The organism is Vibrio metoecus (assembly GCF_009665255.1).
GTDB classification, from domain to species: domain Bacteria; phylum Pseudomonadota; class Gammaproteobacteria; order Enterobacterales; family Vibrionaceae; genus Vibrio; species Vibrio metoecus_B.
Genome location: NZ_CP035686.1, coordinates 837,242 through 856,026 on the forward strand (window position 1 = coordinate 837,242; position 18,785 = coordinate 856,026).

An 18,785-nucleotide genomic window follows, 5' to 3' on the forward strand; every position below is an offset into this window, starting at 1 on the left:
ACGCTAAGTAAGAACGTCGGTCGCAAGGATGATGGCTGGCGAATTTAATAACCCCATGTGGTAGGACACCCGTGGCCGTTTACTTATTGAAGATTAAATAAATGACTGAATCTTTTGCTCAACTCTTTGAAGAGTTTCTGAACGAGACCCAATTCCAACAAGGTACCATCGTTAAAGGTACTGTAGTAGCAATCGAGAACGGCTACGTTCTGGTTGATGCTGGCCTGAAGTCTGAGTCTGCTATCCCTGCTGAACAATTCAAGAACGCTGCTGGCGAACTAGAAGTTCAAGTTGGTTCTCAAGTAGACGTAGCTCTGGACGCGGTTGAAGATGGTTTCGGCGAAACTCAACTTTCTCGTGAGAAAGCGAAGCGCCATGAAGCTTGGATCGTACTTGAAAAAGCTTACGAAGAAGCTGCAACTGTTATCGGTATCATTAACGGTAAAGTTAAAGGTGGTTTCACTGTTGAACTGAACGGTATCCGTGCGTTCCTGCCAGGTTCTCTGGTTGATGTACGTCCAATCCGTGACACTGCTCACCTAGAAAACAAAGAGCTAGAGTTCAAAGTTATCAAGCTAGACCAGAAGCGTAACAACGTTGTTGTTTCTCGTCGTGCAGTTATCGAATCTGAAAGCAGCGTAGAGCGTGATGAACTGCTTGAAACTCTGCAAGAAGGTACTGAAGTTAAAGGTATCGTTAAGAACCTGACTGACTACGGTGCATTCGTTGATCTGGGCGGCGTTGACGGTCTGCTACACATCACTGACATGGCTTGGAAACGCGTTAAGCATCCATCAGAAATCGTTAACGTTGGTGACGAGATCCTAGTTAAAGTACTGAAGTTCGATCGTGATCGTACTCGCGTATCTCTAGGTCTGAAACAGCTGGGCGAAGATCCATGGGTAGCAATCGCTAAGCGTTACCCAGAAGGTCACAAACTGTCTGGCCGTGTAACTAACCTGACTGACTACGGCTGCTTCGTTGAAATCGAAGAAGGCGTTGAAGGTCTAGTACACGTTTCTGAAATGGACTGGACTAACAAGAACATCCACCCATCTAAAGTTGTTAATGTTGGCGACGAAGTTGAGGTTATGGTTCTGGATATCGACGAAGAACGTCGTCGTATCTCTCTAGGCCTGAAACAGTGTAAAGCTAACCCATGGCAATCATTCGCTGAAGCGCAAGCTAAAGGCGACAAAGTAACTGGTAAGATCAAGTCTATCACTGACTTTGGTATCTTCATCGGTCTAGACGGCGGTATCGACGGTCTGGTTCACCTGTCTGACATCTCTTGGAACGTACCAGGAGAAGAAGCAGTTCGTGAATTCAAGAAAGGCGACGAAATCTCTGCAGTTGTTCTAGCAGTAGACGCTGAGCGTGAGCGTATTTCTCTGGGCATCAAGCAAATGGAAAATGATCCATTCAACGCTTATGTATCAGACAACAAGAAAGGTGCTCTGGTTAACGGTACTGTAACTGCAGTTGACGCTAAAGGCGCAACCATCGAGCTGGAAGACGGCGTAGAAGGTTACATCCGCGCTTCTGAAGTATCACGTGATCGTATCGAAGATGCATCACTGATCCTGAGCGTTGGTGACAAAGTTGAAGCGAAATTTACTGGTGTTGACCGTAAAAACCGCGTAATCAACCTGTCTATCAAAGCGAAAGACGAAGCTGAAGAGCAAGAAGTAATGGCAACTCTGAACAAGCAAGATGAAGCTGCGTTCGGTAATGCTATGGCTGACGCTTTCAAAGCGGCGAAAGGCGAATAATAGCCAAACGCTAAAAGATAAAAGGAGCCGCAAGGCTCCTTTTTTGTCTTTGTAATCTCATGATCGCGACCTAAGATTCACGATGAAAAGTTGCGAAAGTGCAGTTGAGCGCTCACTCTTATCAATAGCACCACAAACCCGATGTGAGATCTCGCCCAACGCCGAGTTCTTTTTCTACAATATAAATCAAGTGTTTGTTGGAATTGATATTACTGACTATAATTAAGCAGTAAAAACTCGAAGAGGGAAACTATGACTAAGTCCGAATTGATTGAAAGACTCTGTGCAGAACAAACACATCTATCTGCAAAAGAGATCGAAGATGCGGTAAAAAATATCCTTGAGCATATGGCCTCTACGTTAGAAGCGGGTGAGCGCATCGAGATTCGTGGTTTCGGTAGCTTTTCCTTGCACTATCGTGAGCCTCGTGTTGGTCGCAATCCTAAAACTGGCGATAAGGTTGAACTGGAAGGTAAATACGTTCCACACTTTAAACCAGGCAAAGAGTTACGTGAACGCGTTAACTTGTAATAGGTATTGAGTAAAGTTTGTTCATATAAGCGGCATGCTGATTCAGTGTGCCGCTTTTTTATGAAAGCAAGCTTACTTAGCCGTGGTTTGTCTCGCCATTTTCCTGCATAATCTGTGTGCCAATTTGTGAAAAGGTAATGACTTATGAAAATTATAAAGATAGTCGCCGTACTCGCTCTTTTCTTAATCGCATTAGCCCTAGGCTCTCAAAATCAGTCGGTTGTGGTTTTCAACTATTTGCTGGCTCAAGGTGAATTTCATCTGTCTACATTGTTAGGTGGTGTTTTTATTATAGGTTTTGCTTGTGCAGGTGCGATCTTCGGAGCAATGCACCTGAAATCGCAGCTGAGAATCAGAAAATTGTCAAAACAGCTGAAATTAGCCAATCAGCAATCGGCGCCTGAAACTAAAGTGCATACCGGATAAGGCTGCTTTTCAATGTTAGAAATACTGTTCTTGTTATTGCCAATTGCCGCCGCCTACGGTTGGTATATGGGACATCGTAGTGCCCAGCAAGACAAGCAGAAACAATCTCATCAAATTTCACGGCAATATGTAACGGGGTTAAACCTGCTGCTTTCTGATCAATCGGATAAAGCCGTCGATCACTTCATTGAATTACTTCAAGTCGATAACGAAACTATCGATACTCACTTAGCGCTTGGTAATCTTTTCCGTTCTCGTGGTGAAGTGGACCGTGCTATTCGTATTCACCAGAATCTTATCTCTCGATCTGGGTTAACGGTTGATCAGAAAAACCTCGCGCTACAACAACTAGCAAAAGATTATATGGTGTCAGGTTTTCTTGACCGAGCCGAAAAAATTCTTGAGCAGCTGATTGATGAACCTGAGCATCGTGAATCCGCTCTTCAACAACTCACCGCTATCTACCAACAAACTCGTGAATGGCACAAGGCTATTGAATGTGCCTCAGCGTTGGTAAAGTTAGGGCGTAAGCGGATGAGAGGCAGTATTGCACACTTTTACTGTGAATTAGCCATGCTTGAAAAAGCAGATGGTAATGACAGCAAAGCAGTCCAGTGGTTTAAAAAAGCATTACAAGAAGATCCTAAGTGTGTGCGTGCTACGATCTCACTTGGTAAGCTTTACCTACAAAATGAAGACTACCAAAAAACCATTGACCATTTAGAAGCAGTTATTGAACAAGATGTTGATTTTGTTGGTGAAGTGCTTAATACCTTAGCGGAGTGTTACCACCACTTGGGCCGCGAGCAAGATCTCATTGACTTTTTACGTCGCTGTATTGCCAACAAAGCTGGGGTATCTGCAGAGTTAATGCTAGCTCAGCTCGTAGCTCAACATGAAGGCACTGCGGCGGCACAAGAAATATTGACCAAACAGTTGGTTAAGAATCCCACAATGAAAGGTTTTTATCGCCTGATTGATTACCATATTGCGGAAGCAGAAGAGGGTCGAGCGAAAGCCAGTTTATCGACACTGCAGCGTTTGGTGGGAGAACAGCTCAAAGTAAAACCACACTACCGCTGCCGTAAATGTGGGTTTTCAACGCATTCACTCTATTGGCATTGTCCTTCGTGTAAGAACTGGGGTTCAATTAAACCGATCAGAGGCTTAGACGGTGAGTAATTAAAGCATTCAGAAGTATTATGCAGCTATTTATGGCTGCTTTTTTTTAAACATGTTGTACAGATAGGAGAAACGATGAACGACCCAAAAGTGATTGTTGCACTGGATTATGACAATCTCGCGGATGCGCTCGCGTTTGTGGATAAGATCGACCCAAGCTCATGTCGATTAAAAGTGGGTAAAGAGATGTTCACTCTGTTTGGCCCTGATTTTGTCCGTGAACTACATAAGCGCGGTTTTTCTGTGTTTCTGGATCTGAAGTTTCACGATATTCCCAATACTTGTTCAAAGGCGGTGAAAGCTGCCGCTGAGATGGGGGTATGGATGGTAAACGTTCACGCTAGTGGTGGTGAGCGTATGATGGCGGCATCACGTGAAATATTAGAACCATATGGAAAAGATCGTCCATTACTGATTGGTGTTACGGTTTTAACCAGTATGGAATCTTCTGATTTACAAGGGATTGGAATTCAAAGTTCACCACAAGACCATGTATTGAGGCTGGCTACTTTGACCAAAAATTCAGGCCTTGATGGTGTTGTGTGCTCAGCTCAAGAAGCGTCACTGTTGAAGCAAAATTTGGGGCGTGAATTCAAACTCGTTACACCAGGAATTCGACCAGCAGGTTCTGAACAAGGCGATCAACGCCGTATTATGACGCCAGCGCAAGCTATTGCTGTGGGCTCCGACTATTTAGTGATTGGTCGACCTATCACTCAGGCTGAGCAACCTGCACTCGTCTTGCAAGAAATTAATCGTTCTTTAGCCTAGTTGGATGAAGATGAGCGCTATGTAATCATCAAGCCCTACCTTTTGTAGGGCTTAATTTTATGGTTTAGCTTGGAACTCCGCTGTGAAATTTGAAATCACAGTCTGGGCTTGAGATCAATTCCGCTTCAATCCTTCCGAAATAAGCTACACGTTCAGCATTATCGTGGCCGGCAATTTGTTCTGCGAGCTGTAAGTAATCTTGATAATGGCGTGCTTCTGAACGTAACAAAGAAATGTAGAATTTCGCCATTTCTTCATCTAGATAAGGCGCGAGTTTAGCAAAGCGCTCACAGGATCGAGCTTCAATGTAAGCGCCTACTATCAATTTATCTATCAAAGTCTGAGGCTCATGCGTTTTCATGTGTGATAAAAGTGTTTTCGCATAACGACTAGCAGGAATTGATTCATAGTCGATATTGCGTGCCTGCATGATTTCTAATACTTGATAGAAATGGTGTAACTCTTCTTTTATCAGTAACACCATTTTGTCGATCAGATCTTGGCTATATGGCGAGTCAGATTTAGCAATGATCGCTTTAGAAATTTGGCTTTTTCCTTTGAGCGAGCCAATATCTCCAATTTTGCGGTACGCAAAATCTTCATAAGGCTTAAGCCAATCCAATAGCGATACTTCACTGTCTTTGTCGACCGCATATTTACGGATCAGGAACATAGCCGATTGACCTGCTTTTAATTCACACAGTAAATGGTCTAAAAGTAGAATACGCAAATTTTCTGGTTTACGTGCTTCGGCTATCCATGAGTCTGGAGTAGGGCATAGTAAGAAATGGTTAATCGGTTCTAAGAGCTGTTGAATGGTAGAGGAATAAATCATGGTCATTATTTAATAGCAAGGCCGCATAAGCGGCCTGAAGTTAATCAAATCAATATATCGCGGAATACTACCACTTTTTCTTTTCGCCGAAGAGCACATCCATATCGCTTTTACGCTCATTCTCTTCGATCTGTTGTAAATCAGACGCAGTTTTGTTTTGGCGTTTTTGTTCGAGCTCGTCATACATGGTTTGTAGTTTTTCTCGAGCTTGGTTCGAATAGCTATCATTTTTAGACGCTAATACATCGATTCCTTTACGTAGCAACTGAATTGCGGTACCTGGTTGACCACGCAAAATAGAGTCATTAGCGCGTTTGATAACGTTCTCTATGTTGATACGGATCTGAATGGTTTCTAAGCGAGCATTTTCGGCTACATAGGCTTGGGTTTCAAAACGGCCTTTGTTGTGTTCGCTGCGGATCGTATCACGTAGACGCTTGACGAGCTTGAGCATGATGATGGCTTGTTTATCGCTACTTGGTACCTTAAAGGATGTACTTTCACCACCAGGATGACTTTGTTGCAGGTGGTTGATTTGACCTTTCATATTTTCAATTCGTTGAGCGAGTTGCTTATTTTTAGGGTCAAGGTCAAACATGCTTTGGAGTGCATCAAGAATGCGATTGTTCAAGCAGACTAATAGCTCTTTACTGAAGGGTAAGTGATGAGCGTTACCGATAAGATCTTCAGTGGCATCAATGATCGCAACATAACGTGAAGATTCTTGCTTCTTAGCACTTTCGACCTTCACTCTATATTGCAACATGATGTTGTAGCCAAGAACCAAAATAAGCAAAATGGCCACCAGAGCAATGATTAAACCTATATTCATAAAATCCGTATCTTCAGTTTTCAATGGCTAACGATTAAGGATACACGCTCGTTGTAATCCCGACAATTTACTCTGTTGATTATTCCTGTTTTATCAAGCAAAAACCGCTTTTCCGCAACGACTTTGAGGGTTACGTGGCAATTTTTTCATCAGATACGCAAGATGCTGAATATTCAAATCACGCTTCTTTCGATAAAGGCTAGGAATTGTTGTCCTGAAGCGTTATAACTAATAATTATAAAATATGTGTGTATGTGGCAAAGCATCGCAAGGGATTATGGGAAAAAGATGAAACTGCAGCAGTTAAAATACATCGTTGAAGTGGTCAATCACAATTTGAATGTGTCTGCGACCGCGGAAAATCTGTATACCTCACAACCTGGGATCAGTAAACAGGTCAGATTATTGGAAGATGAACTTGGGATTCAGATTTTTGAGCGTAGCGGCAAGCATCTGACACAAGTGACACCAGCGGGGGAGCATATTGTACGGATCGCAACTGAAATTCTTTCGCGAGTAGAAAGCATTAAAGCGGTGGCGTCTGAACACACTCATCCAGAAATGGGGACGTTGAATATTTCTACAACCCATACACAGGCTCGATATGCCTTACCTGAAGTGATCAAAGGTTTCACCAAACGTTATCCCAAAGTCTCTTTACACATGCACCAAGGTACGCCAACTCAAATGTCAGAAGCGATTGCAAAAGGTACAGCCAATTTTGCGATTGCGACGGAAGCCTTGCACTTGTACCAAGACGCGATCATGTTGCCTTGTTATCACTGGAATCGTTCGATTGTTGTTCCGAAAGATCACCCACTGACTAAGAAGGAACAGGTAACGATCGAAGATCTGGCTGCTTACCCATTAGTGACCTATGTGTTTGGTTTTACGGGCCGTTCAGAGCTGGACAGTGCATTCAACCGAGTTGGTATGACACCTAAAGTGGTGTTCACTGCCACGGATGCGGATGTGATCAAGACTTATGTGCGCATGGGTATCGGTGTGGGGGTAATTGCGAGTATGGCCGTTGATAAAAAACAGGATACCGATCTTGTCGCCATCGACGCGAGCCACATTTTTAGTGCCAGTACAACCAGTATTGGTTTCCGTCGTGGTACTTTCCTGCGTTCTTATATGTTTGATTTTATGGAGCGTTTTGCTCCACATTTGACTCGTCCTGTAGTTGAACAGGCAATTTCGCTTAAATCTAATGTTGAGATCGCTGAAATGTTTAAGGACATTGATCTTCCGGTACGTTAACGCGCTTTTACTTTCACTTCGCTGTGCTTCCTCCTAGAATGGCTCACCCATTGGAGGAAGCATGCAAGCTCAGTTCAAACTACTCGATTTATTCTTAACCCAAACACAACCTTTTTGGCGTTATGAGGCTTTTCACGCTTGTCGTTTGGCCGATGTGCCTTGGGGAGGACGAAAGCCTACGTTAACCGCTTGGTTGCATTCGCTCACTCATAGTGAGATAGAGCAATACAAGGCTGAACCTGAGCATCTATTCTCCATTCTGTCTGATTTTTTCCCACAGTTGGATGAGGTCAAAAACACAATTGCCATCCAGTCTTGTTCATTGCCGGCATTACGTTTGCCTAAGTTCTTTGACAAAGGAATCCCTGGGCGCAAATGGCAGCAGATCGAAGCAATGAGCAAAGTGCTTATCGCTCATCATCAAGGAAATGAATGGCTAGAGTGGTGTGCAGGTAAAGGTTATTTAGGGCGCATTTTGGCTTGTGTGAGTCAGCAACCCGTGGTCAGTTTTGAGTATCAAGCTGAGCTTTGCTGTTCTGGGCAGAAAGATGCGGACTCACTTCAGCTGCCGATGCAGTTTGTACAGGGGGATGCATTGGATGAGCGTTCAGCCGCTTTGTTTAAACCCAATACTCACGCTGTTGCGCTACATGCGTGTGGTGATTTACACGTAAAGATGCTGCAGTACGCGACATCTGCTCATGCTGATGCCATCAGCTTTTCTCCTTGTTGTTACCATTTGACTCAAACGGAGCAGTATCAATGCATGTCGAGTGTTGCGCAGCGTTCTGCTCTTACCCTGACTCGCCAAGAGCTGCGATTACCGCTTCAAGAAACTGTGACGGGTGGTGACCGCGTTAAGAGACATCGTCAACAAGAGATGGTTTACCGCTTTGGTTTTGATGCCTTAATGAGCCAAGTGTGTAATTGTCCTTCTTATACGCCAGTTCCCAGTATTCAAAAATCCAAGCTTAACCAAGGATTTGCAGAATTTTGCCAGTGGGCGGTGCAAGAAAAAAATATTGCAGTGGATTTTACTGAAGTTGATTTTGCTTACTTTGAGAGTATTGGATATCAGCGATTTTGGCAAATGGAACGGATAAGCCTAGTTCAAGATGGTTTCCGGCGGCTGCTAGAGCTTTGGCTTGTGCTAGATAAGGCGCTGTATTTGCAGGAAAACGGCTATGAAGTCAACCTGAGTGAGTTTTGTGACCGTAAGGTAACGCCACGAAATTTGGTGGTAAACGCTCAGCGTCGAAAAGGAGAGAGCCGATAATATCGGCTCTCAGAAAAATTAATTAAACATCGCAATCGCTTTGGCTGGCTCGACATATTCGAGGCCAAAGTTTTCTGCTACCTCTTTATAAGTCACTTTTCCGTGAATTACGTTGAGGCCTTTTAAAAATCCTGCGTCTTCCAATAAGGCTTTTTGGTAGCCTTTATTGGCGAGTTTAACGATATATGGTAGCGTGGCGTTATTAAGAGCAAAGGTAGAAGTGCGCGCCACAGCACCAGGCATATTAGCCACACAATAATGAACGACATCATCAACGATGTAAGTCGGTTCTGCGTGGGTAGTTGGATGAGAGGTTTCGAAACAGCCGCCTTGATCGATAGCAACGTCAACGACTGCAGAACCTGGTTTCATGCGCTCAATGTGTTGTTTGGTAACCAGTTTGGGAGCTGCTGCACCGGGAATCAGTACCGCCCCGATCACTAAGTCTGCTTCTAATACGTATTTTTCGATAGCATCTGTGGTGGAATAAACCACGTTAGCTCGGCCTTGAAACTCTTCATCGAGTTTGCGTAAGGTATCAATATTGCGATCTAAGATGGTAACATTTGCACGTAACCCAATCGCCATACGAGCAGCATTGGCGCCGACAACGCCACCACCGATGATGACGATATTGGCAGGAGCTACACCGGGTACGCCGCCGAGCAATAAGCCGCTACCGCCGTGAGATTTTTCTAATGTTTGAGCGCCAGCCTGAATGGACATCCGGCCCGCAACTTCAGACATTGGAGCCAATAGTGGTAAACGACCCATATTATCTGTTACAGTCTCATAGGCTATGCAGACAGCTTTGCTCTTGATTAGCTCTTCAGTTTGTGGAAAATCTGGAGCGAGGTGCAAATAAGTAAATAAAATTTGCCCCTCTTTGAGCATGGCACGCTCTACAGCTTGAGGTTCTTTGACCTTTACAATCATCTCTGCTTTCGCGAATACGTCTGCAGCGGTAGGAAGAATGGATGCGCCTACAGCGATGTAATCATCGTCTGAAAAGCCAATGCCGGAACCGGCATTTGTTTCTACGTAAACTTGGTGACCGTGTGTGACAAGTTCTCGCACGCTAGCTGGAATCATGCCCACACGATATTCGTGGTTCTTGATTTCTTTAGGAACGCCAATGATCATCCTAACTCCTTAGATTAATTTGGTTGTATTGACTATATGTAGGGTTGTTCTATCGAATTTGTGGCTAGTATAGTGACTAGTGTGAAAAATTTGATGCTAAATATTAAGAAGTTGTAGTATATTTTTTTGCAGGGAAGTAATAAGGTGGAATAAAAAATGGTGGATAGTTATAAGAAGCCGTCTAAGGACTTAGACCGTATTGATCGCAATATATTGAATGAATTGCAAAAAGACGGTCGAATTTCAAACGTAGAATTATCAAAGCGTGTAGGACTTTCACCTACACCGTGTCTTGAGCGTGTTCGTCGTCTCGAACGTCAAGGATTTATTACCGGCTACACCGCGTTATTGAATCCTCAGTATTTGGATGCATCACTATTGGTGTTTGTTGAAATTACGTTAAATCGTGGTGCGCCCGATGTATTTGAACAGTTTAATACCGCGGTTCAAAAGCTAGATGATATTCAAGAGTGTCACCTAGTTTCCGGTGATTTTGACTATCTGCTAAAAACCCGTGTATCGGATATGGGGGCTTATCGCCGCTTGTTAGGTGACACCTTACTCCGCTTACCTGGTGTAAATGACACACGTACTTACGTGGTCATGGAAGAAGTTAAGCAAACCAACCAATTAGTGATTAAAACTCGCTAACTCAGAGCGAATGTTGGAGATCTTTCCACATTCTGACTTTCGCGAATTGGGTTTTTGCCCTTGATATGGTTAAATCTCCAAACAAACCGAGCGGCGTTAGCCGCTCGGACTGTTTCAACGCCATGAAACTGCGTATAGTGTTGCGCAGTATGAACGGCCTTAATCATAGTCAAGTTGGTTTATGTTCAAAGAGAACAAAAATAAAGTCGAAACCATTATTAAAACGAGTGAAGAGGTTGCCTCTTCTCGACTCAATGGCTCACAACGTCTAAAAGAAAGTGGACTCATTCTCGCTTTCTTGTCTTCTATTTTTCTTGCGGTTGCCCTATTTAGTTTTAATCCTGCCGATCCTTCATGGTCACAAACTGCATGGGGCGCGGATATTCATAATGCAGGTGGTTTAGTTGGTGCTTGGCTGGCTGATACGCTGTTTTTTGTTTTTGGCTCTTTAGCTTATCCATTACCTTTCATTATTGCTTTTGCTGCTTGGGTCGTATTACGCAAACGTGATGAAGATGAAGAAATTGATTTTACGCTCTGGGGAACAAGGTTACTTGGATTAACCATTGTGCTCTTAACCAGTTGTGGTTTAGCGGATATCAACTTTGATGATATTTGGTATTTCTCATCTGGTGGCGTGATTGGTGATGTATTAACCAGTTTGGCTCTGCCGACCTTGAATATTTTGGGAACAACATTAGTCCTGCTGTTTTTGTGGGGAGCTGGGTTTACGTTATTAACAGGAATTTCGTGGCTACGAATCGTTGAATGGATTGGTGATCGTAGCATTGCGTTTTTTGTGGGGGTATTTAATCGTCTGCGTGGTGAAAAAGCAGAGCGAGTAACACCAGCTTTAGTCAAGCCAGAATTACCTGCCGAAGATGCTGAAGAGAATGATGTTGAAGACCTTGAACCAACGCTGAGTTTTGTGGAACCTGAGGTTGAAGAGCCTGCGGCAAACTTGCGTAGATTCAACATTCATATGCCTGAAGAACGAGATGTTCCTGTCATTACCCATGAACCTAAATTTGAGGCCGAACCTGCCCTGCCACGCCCATCAGTGGGGGTTACCCAACCGGCACCAATTAACCCACCACGTACCCAACAGTGGGATGTCACCATCGAAGAGTTAGATCAACAAGCCCGCTTAATGGACGACTATGCAGAGGAACAGGAAAACTTATCACTTGCCCCGAATGGGATGCAAGAGCAAGTTCAGCCAACTATACCAGCACACTCAATTGCTGACGTGGAAGACGATGATCTAAGCTCCGAATCATTTAGCCATTCATTCAATATTAATGTTGAGGATGAAGAGGTTGAACCAAGTATTTCCAACCTCAATTGGTCAGATGAAGAGGATGAGTTGGACGAGATACCTTCCGTTAACATGTCCCAAACTCTTGATCAAGACTGGGAAGAGGAGGGGGATTCCGGAGATCGTGATGTCACCGCGTTTCAAAGCATGGTTGCCGAAGCGCAAGCGAGTGCAGTTGCAAAGCAAAACCCATTTTTAGTTCAAAAATCGGTGAATTTGCCCAAGCCTACGGAACCGATGCCGACCTTAGAGCTGCTTTATCATCCAGAAAAGCGCGAAAACTTTATTGATCGCGATGCCTTGGAAGAGATTGCCCGTTTGGTTGAATCAAAATTGGCAGATTATAAAATCCAAGCGCAAGTGGTGGATATTTTTCCGGGGCCGGTCATCACTCGTTTTGAGTTAGATTTAGCTCCAGGCGTGAAAGTTAGCCGTATTTCCAGCCTATCGATGGATTTAGCGCGTTCTCTATCGGCAATGGCGGTACGAGTGGTCGAAGTGATCCCAGGCAAGCCTTATGTCGGACTTGAACTGCCTAACATGTCGCGTCAAACCGTTTATTTATCTGATGTGATAGCGAGTCCTCAGTTTAAAGAGTCTAAGTCCCCGACTACGGTTGTGCTTGGTCAAGATATCGCCGGTGATGCGGTGGTGGCGGATCTTTCAAAAATGCCTCATGTGTTGGTTGCAGGTACCACTGGCTCTGGTAAGTCAGTCGGTGTGAACGTGATGATCCTGAGTATGCTGTATAAAGCATCTCCTGAAGATGTACGCTTCATCATGATTGATCCGAAAATGCTTGAGTTATCGGTGTATGAGGGGATTCCGCATCTATTGGCTGAAGTTGTAACCGACATGAAAGATGCTTCTAACGCGCTACGTTGGTGTGTGGGAGAAATGGAACGGCGCTATAAACTGATGTCGGTATTGGGTGTGCGTAATATTAAGGGTTTCAACGATAAGTTGCGGATGGCTGCTGAGGCTGGGCATCCAATCTACGATCCTCTTTGGAAAGAGGGGGATAGTATGGACAGTGAACCGCCATTATTGGAAAAACTGCCTTATATCGTCGTTGTGGTGGATGAGTTTGCTGACTTAATGATGGTGGTTGGCAAAAAAGTGGAAGAGTTGATTGCCCGTTTAGCACAAAAAGCGCGTGCAGCAGGCATCCACTTAATTTTGGCTACACAGCGTCCATCTGTCGATGTTATCACCGGTTTGATTAAGGCCAATATTCCGACTCGCGTCGCCTTTACAGTTTCGACTAAGACTGACTCGCGTACCATTTTGGATCAAAGTGGGGCAGAGTCTTTGCTTGGTATGGGTGATATGCTTTATCTCCCTCCAGGCTCAAGCCATACAATCCGTGTTCACGGTGCATTTGCGTCTGACGATGATGTGCATGCAGTAGTGAATAACTGGAAAGCACGAGGTAAACCAAATTACATCAGCGATATCATTCAAGGCGATCATGGCCCTGAAGCCTTATTGCCTGGAGAGCAGTCTGAATCAGACGAAGAGCTCGATCCCCTGTTTGATCAAGTGGTTGAACATGTTGTAGAAACACGGCGAGGTTCGGTTTCTGGTGTGCAGCGTCGCTTTAAAATCGGCTACAACCGTGCGGCACGGATTGTTGAGCAGCTTGAAGCGCAGGGTATTGTGAGTCCTCCTGGACATAACGGTAACCGTGATGTGCTGGCTCCATCGCCCATTCGTGATTAATGGAAAATAAAAAAGGCGCATTCAGCGCCTTTTTTATTTTCTGACGTTCAACTAGCGTGTCGTTTTCGCTAGTTGTGCGATTAGGAAGATACCTGCTGCGAGCAAGTTTGCCGCAAAAATGATCACTAACCACTGTGGCATCGAAAGTGTCAAAAATTGCCACACGATCTTGCTGCAATCTCCGTAAGCTTCAAACATGGCAGGAGCCCATTGGTTGAGCGGTGCCCATGACGGGAAAGTCACAAAGAGATCACAAGTCGCAAAAGGTGAAGGATTGAATTGATAGTTCACATGCTCTATCGCCAACATCAGACCCTTATAGCTACTTGCTCCCCAAGCGGCGAGACCTAACCAACGTGAAAGTGGGTTTTGTGGAGCAATTACACCTACGATAGCCGCCGCACCGACCCCCAACATCGCCACACGTTCGTAGATACACATCACGCATGGCGCGAGTAGCATCACATGCTGGAAGTAAAGTGCACATAATTCAAAGAACACCACAAAAGCCAGTAGCAATAACCAAGATAATCGCGACTGTGAAAAGGTTTTTAAAGAGGAGAGTAAACGCACAAATGATCCTTGTTGAAAAGAAAAGCTCTGAATACTCAGAGCTTTTTATCTTGGAATAGTTTCAGGTTCAACTGAAATTTAGTGTCCACTTTGCAATAGCGTATTTGCTGCAGGCACCACATGGTGATTGATCCAACCCAAGCTGTAGAAAACATCCGTCATAGGCTCAAGGAAGAACATAATGCCAATAAAACCAACGACTGACAGTGCGAGAGTGTATGGGAATGCCATGACAACCATGCGACCATATGACAGACGGATCAGTGGAGCTAGGGCTGAAGTGAGTAAGAATAAAAATGCGGCTTGACCATTCGGGGTTGCGACCGAAGGTAAGTTGGTACCCGTGTTGATGGCTACCGCAAGTAGGTCAAATTGGTCACGAGAAATCATCCCCTCCATTAAGGCAGTTTTGACTTCCGTAATATAGACGGTTCCGACGAATACGTTATCCGACACCATGGAGAGCAAGCCGTTTGCCACGTAGAATAAGGCAAGCTGTGCACCATGATCTTCCACATTCAACACCGCATCAATAACGGGCTTAAACAGTTCTTGATCAATAATCACGGCAACTACAGAGAAGAATACGGCGAGCAAAGCCGTAAAGGGCAGTGCTTCTTCAAACGCTTTGCCCAACGAGTGCTCTTCTATCACACCTGTGAAAGAGGTGGCGAGAATAATGACGGATAAACCGATTAAACCTACCGCTGCTAAATGCAACGCCAAACCAACAATCAACCAAACCGCAATGGCACCTTGTACCCACAGCTTAGCAACGTCTTGATTAGTGCGGTTTTTACGTTCTTCCGAATCGAAATCGAGCAAAATTTGTCGAACATTGGCAGGTAAGCGAGCGCCATAACCAAAGAGGCGAAATTTTTCAACTAACATGCAAGTGAGCATACCTGCAATGAAAACTGGCACAGTTACTGGTGCCATCCGTAGTAAAAACTCACCAAAATGCCAACCTGCTTGATCCGCAATGATTAAGTTTTGTGGTTCACCCACCATGGTTGTTACACCACCTAATGCAGTACCCACACCAGCATGCATAAGAAGTGATCGTAGAAAGGCGCGATAGTTTTCTAAGTCATCACGAGTTAATTCGGGAATAGCATCATCATGGGTATGGTCATGTGAAGATTGAATACTCTGACCTGAAGCCACTTTGTGGTAAATCGAATAGAACCCAACAGCAACACTAATGATGACCGCGATCACGGTTAGAGCATCAAGAAATGCCGAGAGAAAAGCGGCCGTTACGCTAAAAGCGACCGAAAGTAGAATTTTAGAACGGATGCCAAGCAGGATCTTAGTAAAGATAAACAGCAGCAGCTGTTTCATGAAATAGATACCAGCCACCATGAACACCAGCAGTAGTAAAACTTCGATGTTGGCGACTAGCTCATGTTTCACTTGAGCAGGGCTTGTCATACCTATAGCAATCGCCTCAATGGCCAGTAATCCCCCCGGTTGTAGTGGGTAGCACTTTAGAGCCATTGCAAGGGTAAAAATGAACTCGATAATCAACAACCAACCCGCAAGGAAGGGATTGATAAAAAAGAACACGATGGGGTTAATAATAAGAAAAGCAATGATGGCAAGTTTGTACCAGTCAGGCGCTTTACCAAGAAAGTTCTTGATAAACGCATTTCCGAGGGACATCGGCATGATGATTACTCTTTAGCTGTTGTTATAGATAGACTTTGTGTCGTGCCTGTTCTCACGAAAACATCAGACTTAGTGTTTAGACAAAATCTTCTTCAACAGTGACTCGGTAAGAAAATACTTTATCAAACCAAAATATTTTCTTACCGAGTCACTCCCTGAGAAAAACAAGCACTCCGTACTTCGACCGCACTCTACTTGCCGTTAAATAATAGTCAACAACAAATATCATGATGATAAAAAGTTACTAAACTTTCGTTAAAAAACGCGATCTAAGTGGTGTAAGCATAGCACAAAGTTGATAAAAAATTCATTTAGAAGCCGTGAGTTAGGCGAAATTGAATTTAATACATATTAACTCGGAATAAATACCTCTTTAGAGTAAGTTTATTTTGCTGATAAGAAATAGAAGAGTGTGAGCTATGTCGATTTAATTTTAGATACGTTGTGTTTTTCGGTTTTTTAGAAAATATTCGCAACCCATATTATTCAACAAAATATTCACAATGCTTGCTGTAAGTTAAATTAGAGTAATTACACTATGTTTGCTTTGTGACAAGATTATCGATGCTTGGTTTTCGAGTCACCCTAAGTAGTGGTATGATGAGTGCCATTCGACCCAAATAAAACAAGCATTGGATAAGTTATTAATGGTCATTAAGGCAAAAAGCCCAGCAGGTTTCGCTGAGAAGTACATTATTGAAAGTATTTGGAATGGTCGCTTTCCACCGGGTTCCATCTTACCTGCAGAGCGTGAGCTTTCAGAGTTAATCGGGGTGACACGTACAACATTACGTGAAGTGTTACAGCGTTTGGCGCGTGATGGCTGGCTGACTATCCAACACGGAAAACCAACCAAAGTGAATCAGTTTATGGAGACTTCTGGGCTGCATATCCTTGATACTTTGATGACGCTTGATGCGGATAATGCCACGAGTATTGTCGAGGACCTTCTTGCGGCCAGAACGAATATTAGCCCAATATTTATGCGCTATGCCTTTAAGACGAATAAAGAAAGTGCGGAACGCATCATCATCAATGTGATTGAATCTTGTGACGCATTGATGAGTGCACCATCGTGGGATGCTTTTATTACTGCTTCTCCTTATGCAGATAAAATTCAGCAGCATATTAAAGAAGATGGTGAAAAAGACGAGCTAAAAAGACAAGAAATCTTGCTTGCGAAGACATTCAATTTCTATGACTACATGCTTTTCCAGCGTTTGGCTTTCCATTCAGGTAACCAAATTTATGGCTTGATCTTTAACGGATTGAAAAAGCTCTATGATCGTGTTGGTAGCTACTATTTCTCGAATCCAGAAGCACGTGAATTGGCGATGGAGTTTTATCGTCAACTATTAGCCGTATGCCAAAGTGGCGATCGTGAGCAACTTCCCCACGTTATTCGTCAATATGGTATTGCGAGCGGGCACCTCTGGAATCAGATGAAAACAACGCTGCCATCGAATTTTACGGAAGATGATTGTTAAGTCGATTATCTAATCGATAAAAAGCCCGCAGTGTTGCGGGCTTTTTTGTGGTGATAACGTTTAATCGAACGAGGATGGGGTGGTTGAAAATCAATGGCCACCAGCGGCTTTAAACCATTGTGTTAAATGGTTTTTCAGGTCTTTGAGTTCATCAGGTCCAATTAACGCAAGGCCCAAATCTTCGGCTCGAGTTATGTCGTTGTGGCGCAGCGGGCGGAAACTGACTAACATCGCGCGTGCTTGCAGCCCACCGAGTAGATCGCGTAGTGACTCTAATTTGTAGAGTGTATCGTCGCCATCATCCCGCATCCCTTTGGTTTTGCATTCAATAATGTGCAGCTTATTATTGACCACGGTTGCCACATCAAGCTCATTACGTACTTCTCTATCACCCAGTTGGCGGTAAACTTGCACGTTTAGTGAGCGATCTTGAATGGTGGGTAGATCGTCTTGTATCTGCTTAACAGTGCTGTGCACGAGAGTCTCTAACCATTCTCCGTTGGCAAAGCGCCGTGCATCTTCATTGCTGAAAGTAAGAACTCCATTTTCATAACGGGCAATATTGGCTTCGACAAGATCGCTGAGCAGTAGATTTAATTCTCGATAGCCTTGTTGTTTCTCTGAAAGCTCAACATCTAGCCGCTGTTCTTTACGGCATGTCGTCGCTAGATAGTTAAGGGTTGCCAAACCAGGCCCCAACTCTAAAGCATTGCCTGCCCAACGTTCACCTAATTGGTAAAGCTGTTGATCTAATTGCGGTGGGAGTTGCTGCTCATTAAATTCGCCACGCGCACCAAAAATGGTTAAATAATCGGCAATGGTGATGCGGTCTTGAACTTGAGTATCTTGATTTCCATCTGGGTAGAGCCAGCAGAGACAGTCGCTGTTAGGCTCGACGACAAAGATTGGCCAATGGTAGCTGCGGAAAATTTCATAAGCGGAGAGAAGGCGATGGCGTAAGCCACAACTTGCGTTGAATTTCACATCCTCACCACGGGCTTTTAATGTCTCGGCGAGATGACGAATTGCACTTTTGATGGCAGAAGTATTGGCTCCTGCTGGAATTTCAAAAAAATCTGTCGTGATATTGCGCTTTTGTAATACCGCACTCAGGCGTTGAAAAATCAATTGTTGAGTCTGGTCGCCAATAAAAATGATGTGGCGGCTGACAGTTCGGTTATCGAGCAGCGGTGTCACTAAACGAACCGGGTCCTGATCGATAATTCCTACGTGAATAGCCATAAAGTATCCTCATGATTTGCTTGCATGAGTAGAGAGAAAAGTGGCGCAAGCTTTGTTAACCATATAATGATGAGGAGATTAAAAAACAAG

Annotated in this window: 16 protein-coding genes; 10 read left to right on the forward strand and 6 right to left on the reverse strand. The window is 44.1% G+C overall.

The annotated features are described in order from the left end of the window. The first annotated feature begins 101 nt into the window (after positions 1 to 101). From rpsA to pyrF, 5 genes are all read left to right on the forward strand, one after another. A complete protein-coding gene (gene rpsA / locus EPB59_RS03965) occupies positions 102 to 1,772 on the forward strand; it encodes a 30S ribosomal protein S1 (protein ID WP_055051066.1) in 1,671 nt (556 codons plus the stop codon). A gap of 252 nt (positions 1,773 to 2,024) precedes the next feature. Beyond that, positions 2,025 to 2,303, forward strand: a complete 279-nt coding sequence (gene ihfB / locus EPB59_RS03970; RefSeq protein ID WP_000167341.1) for an integration host factor subunit beta — start codon at positions 2,025 to 2,027, stop codon at positions 2,301 to 2,303. Positions 2,304 to 2,447: 144 nt separating this feature from the next. Next, entirely contained in the window at positions 2,448 to 2,729 is a 282-nt protein-coding gene (locus EPB59_RS03975; RefSeq protein ID WP_000691489.1) for a LapA family protein, read from the forward strand. A gap of 12 nt (positions 2,730 to 2,741) precedes the next feature. Continuing rightward, positions 2,742 to 3,911, forward strand: coding sequence for a lipopolysaccharide assembly protein LapB (lapB, locus tag EPB59_RS03980; protein WP_154171617.1), 1,170 nt, complete (start codon positions 2,742 to 2,744; stop codon positions 3,909 to 3,911). 75 nt (positions 3,912 to 3,986) lie between these two features. Continuing rightward, entirely contained in the window at positions 3,987 to 4,682 is a 696-nt protein-coding gene (pyrF, locus tag EPB59_RS03985; protein ID WP_055051068.1) for an orotidine-5'-phosphate decarboxylase, read from the forward strand. Positions 4,683 to 4,746: 64 nt separating this feature from the next. On the opposite strand, the gene miaE is transcribed toward pyrF, so the two are convergent. Together miaE and EPB59_RS03995 are read right to left on the reverse strand one after the other, a co-directional pair. Then, positions 4,747 to 5,517, reverse strand: a complete 771-nt coding sequence (gene miaE / locus EPB59_RS03990) for a tRNA isopentenyl-2-thiomethyl-A-37 hydroxylase MiaE (RefSeq protein WP_195707048.1) — start codon at positions 5,515 to 5,517, stop codon at positions 4,747 to 4,749. Between the two features lie 67 nt (positions 5,518 to 5,584). Continuing rightward, positions 5,585 to 6,349: a DNA repair protein gene (locus tag EPB59_RS03995; protein WP_154171619.1), complete on the reverse strand. Its 765-nt coding sequence runs from the start codon at positions 6,347 to 6,349 to the stop codon at positions 5,585 to 5,587. Positions 6,350 to 6,637: 288 nt separating this feature from the next. Here EPB59_RS03995 and cysB point away from each other — a divergent pair, with 288 nt between their 5' ends. Together cysB and EPB59_RS04005 are read left to right on the forward strand one after the other, a co-directional pair. Then, the gene (cysB, locus tag EPB59_RS04000) at positions 6,638 to 7,612 is read left to right on the forward strand and encodes an HTH-type transcriptional regulator CysB (protein WP_000776224.1); all 975 of its coding nucleotides are present in this window, start codon (positions 6,638 to 6,640) and stop codon (positions 7,610 to 7,612) included. Positions 7,613 to 7,673: 61 nt separating this feature from the next. Further along, complete coding sequence (locus EPB59_RS04005; RefSeq protein WP_154171620.1) at positions 7,674 to 8,888, forward strand: methyltransferase; 1,215 nt, start codon at positions 7,674 to 7,676, stop codon at positions 8,886 to 8,888. 18 nt (positions 8,889 to 8,906) lie between these two features. On the opposite strand, the gene ald is transcribed toward EPB59_RS04005, so the two are convergent. Continuing rightward, positions 8,907 to 10,031 (reverse strand): alanine dehydrogenase, encoded by a 1,125-nt coding sequence (gene ald / locus EPB59_RS04010; protein ID WP_154171621.1) that lies wholly within the window; start codon positions 10,029 to 10,031, stop codon positions 8,907 to 8,909. Between the two features lie 156 nt (positions 10,032 to 10,187). On the opposite strand from ald, the gene lrp reads away from it, so the two are divergent. Next, complete coding sequence (gene lrp / locus EPB59_RS04015; protein ID WP_000228498.1) at positions 10,188 to 10,682, forward strand: leucine-responsive transcriptional regulator Lrp; 495 nt, start codon at positions 10,188 to 10,190, stop codon at positions 10,680 to 10,682. 181 nt (positions 10,683 to 10,863) lie between these two features. Then, on the forward strand, positions 10,864 to 13,722 hold the full coding sequence (locus EPB59_RS04020) for a DNA translocase FtsK (protein WP_154171622.1): 2,859 nt from the start codon (positions 10,864 to 10,866) through the stop codon (positions 13,720 to 13,722). Positions 13,723 to 13,773: 51 nt separating this feature from the next. Here EPB59_RS04020 and dsbB read toward each other — a convergent pair whose 3' ends face one another. Both dsbB and nhaB read right to left on the reverse strand, forming a co-directional pair. Further along, positions 13,774 to 14,295 (reverse strand): disulfide bond formation protein DsbB, encoded by a 522-nt coding sequence (gene dsbB, locus EPB59_RS04025; protein ID WP_154171623.1) that lies wholly within the window; start codon positions 14,293 to 14,295, stop codon positions 13,774 to 13,776. A gap of 78 nt (positions 14,296 to 14,373) precedes the next feature. Further along, entirely contained in the window at positions 14,374 to 15,966 is a 1,593-nt protein-coding gene (gene nhaB, locus EPB59_RS04030) for a Na(+)/H(+) antiporter NhaB (RefSeq protein ID WP_154171624.1), read from the reverse strand. A gap of 647 nt (positions 15,967 to 16,613) precedes the next feature. Here nhaB and fadR point away from each other — a divergent pair. Further along, the gene (gene fadR, locus EPB59_RS04035; RefSeq protein ID WP_055051074.1) at positions 16,614 to 17,453 is read left to right on the forward strand and encodes a fatty acid metabolism transcriptional regulator FadR; all 840 of its coding nucleotides are present in this window, start codon (positions 16,614 to 16,616) and stop codon (positions 17,451 to 17,453) included. Positions 17,454 to 17,543: 90 nt separating this feature from the next. On the opposite strand, the gene EPB59_RS04040 is transcribed toward fadR, so the two are convergent. After that, entirely contained in the window at positions 17,544 to 18,695 is a 1,152-nt protein-coding gene (locus EPB59_RS04040) for a DUF1887 family protein (protein WP_154171625.1), read from the reverse strand. Positions 18,696 to 18,785: the final 90 nt, after the last annotated feature.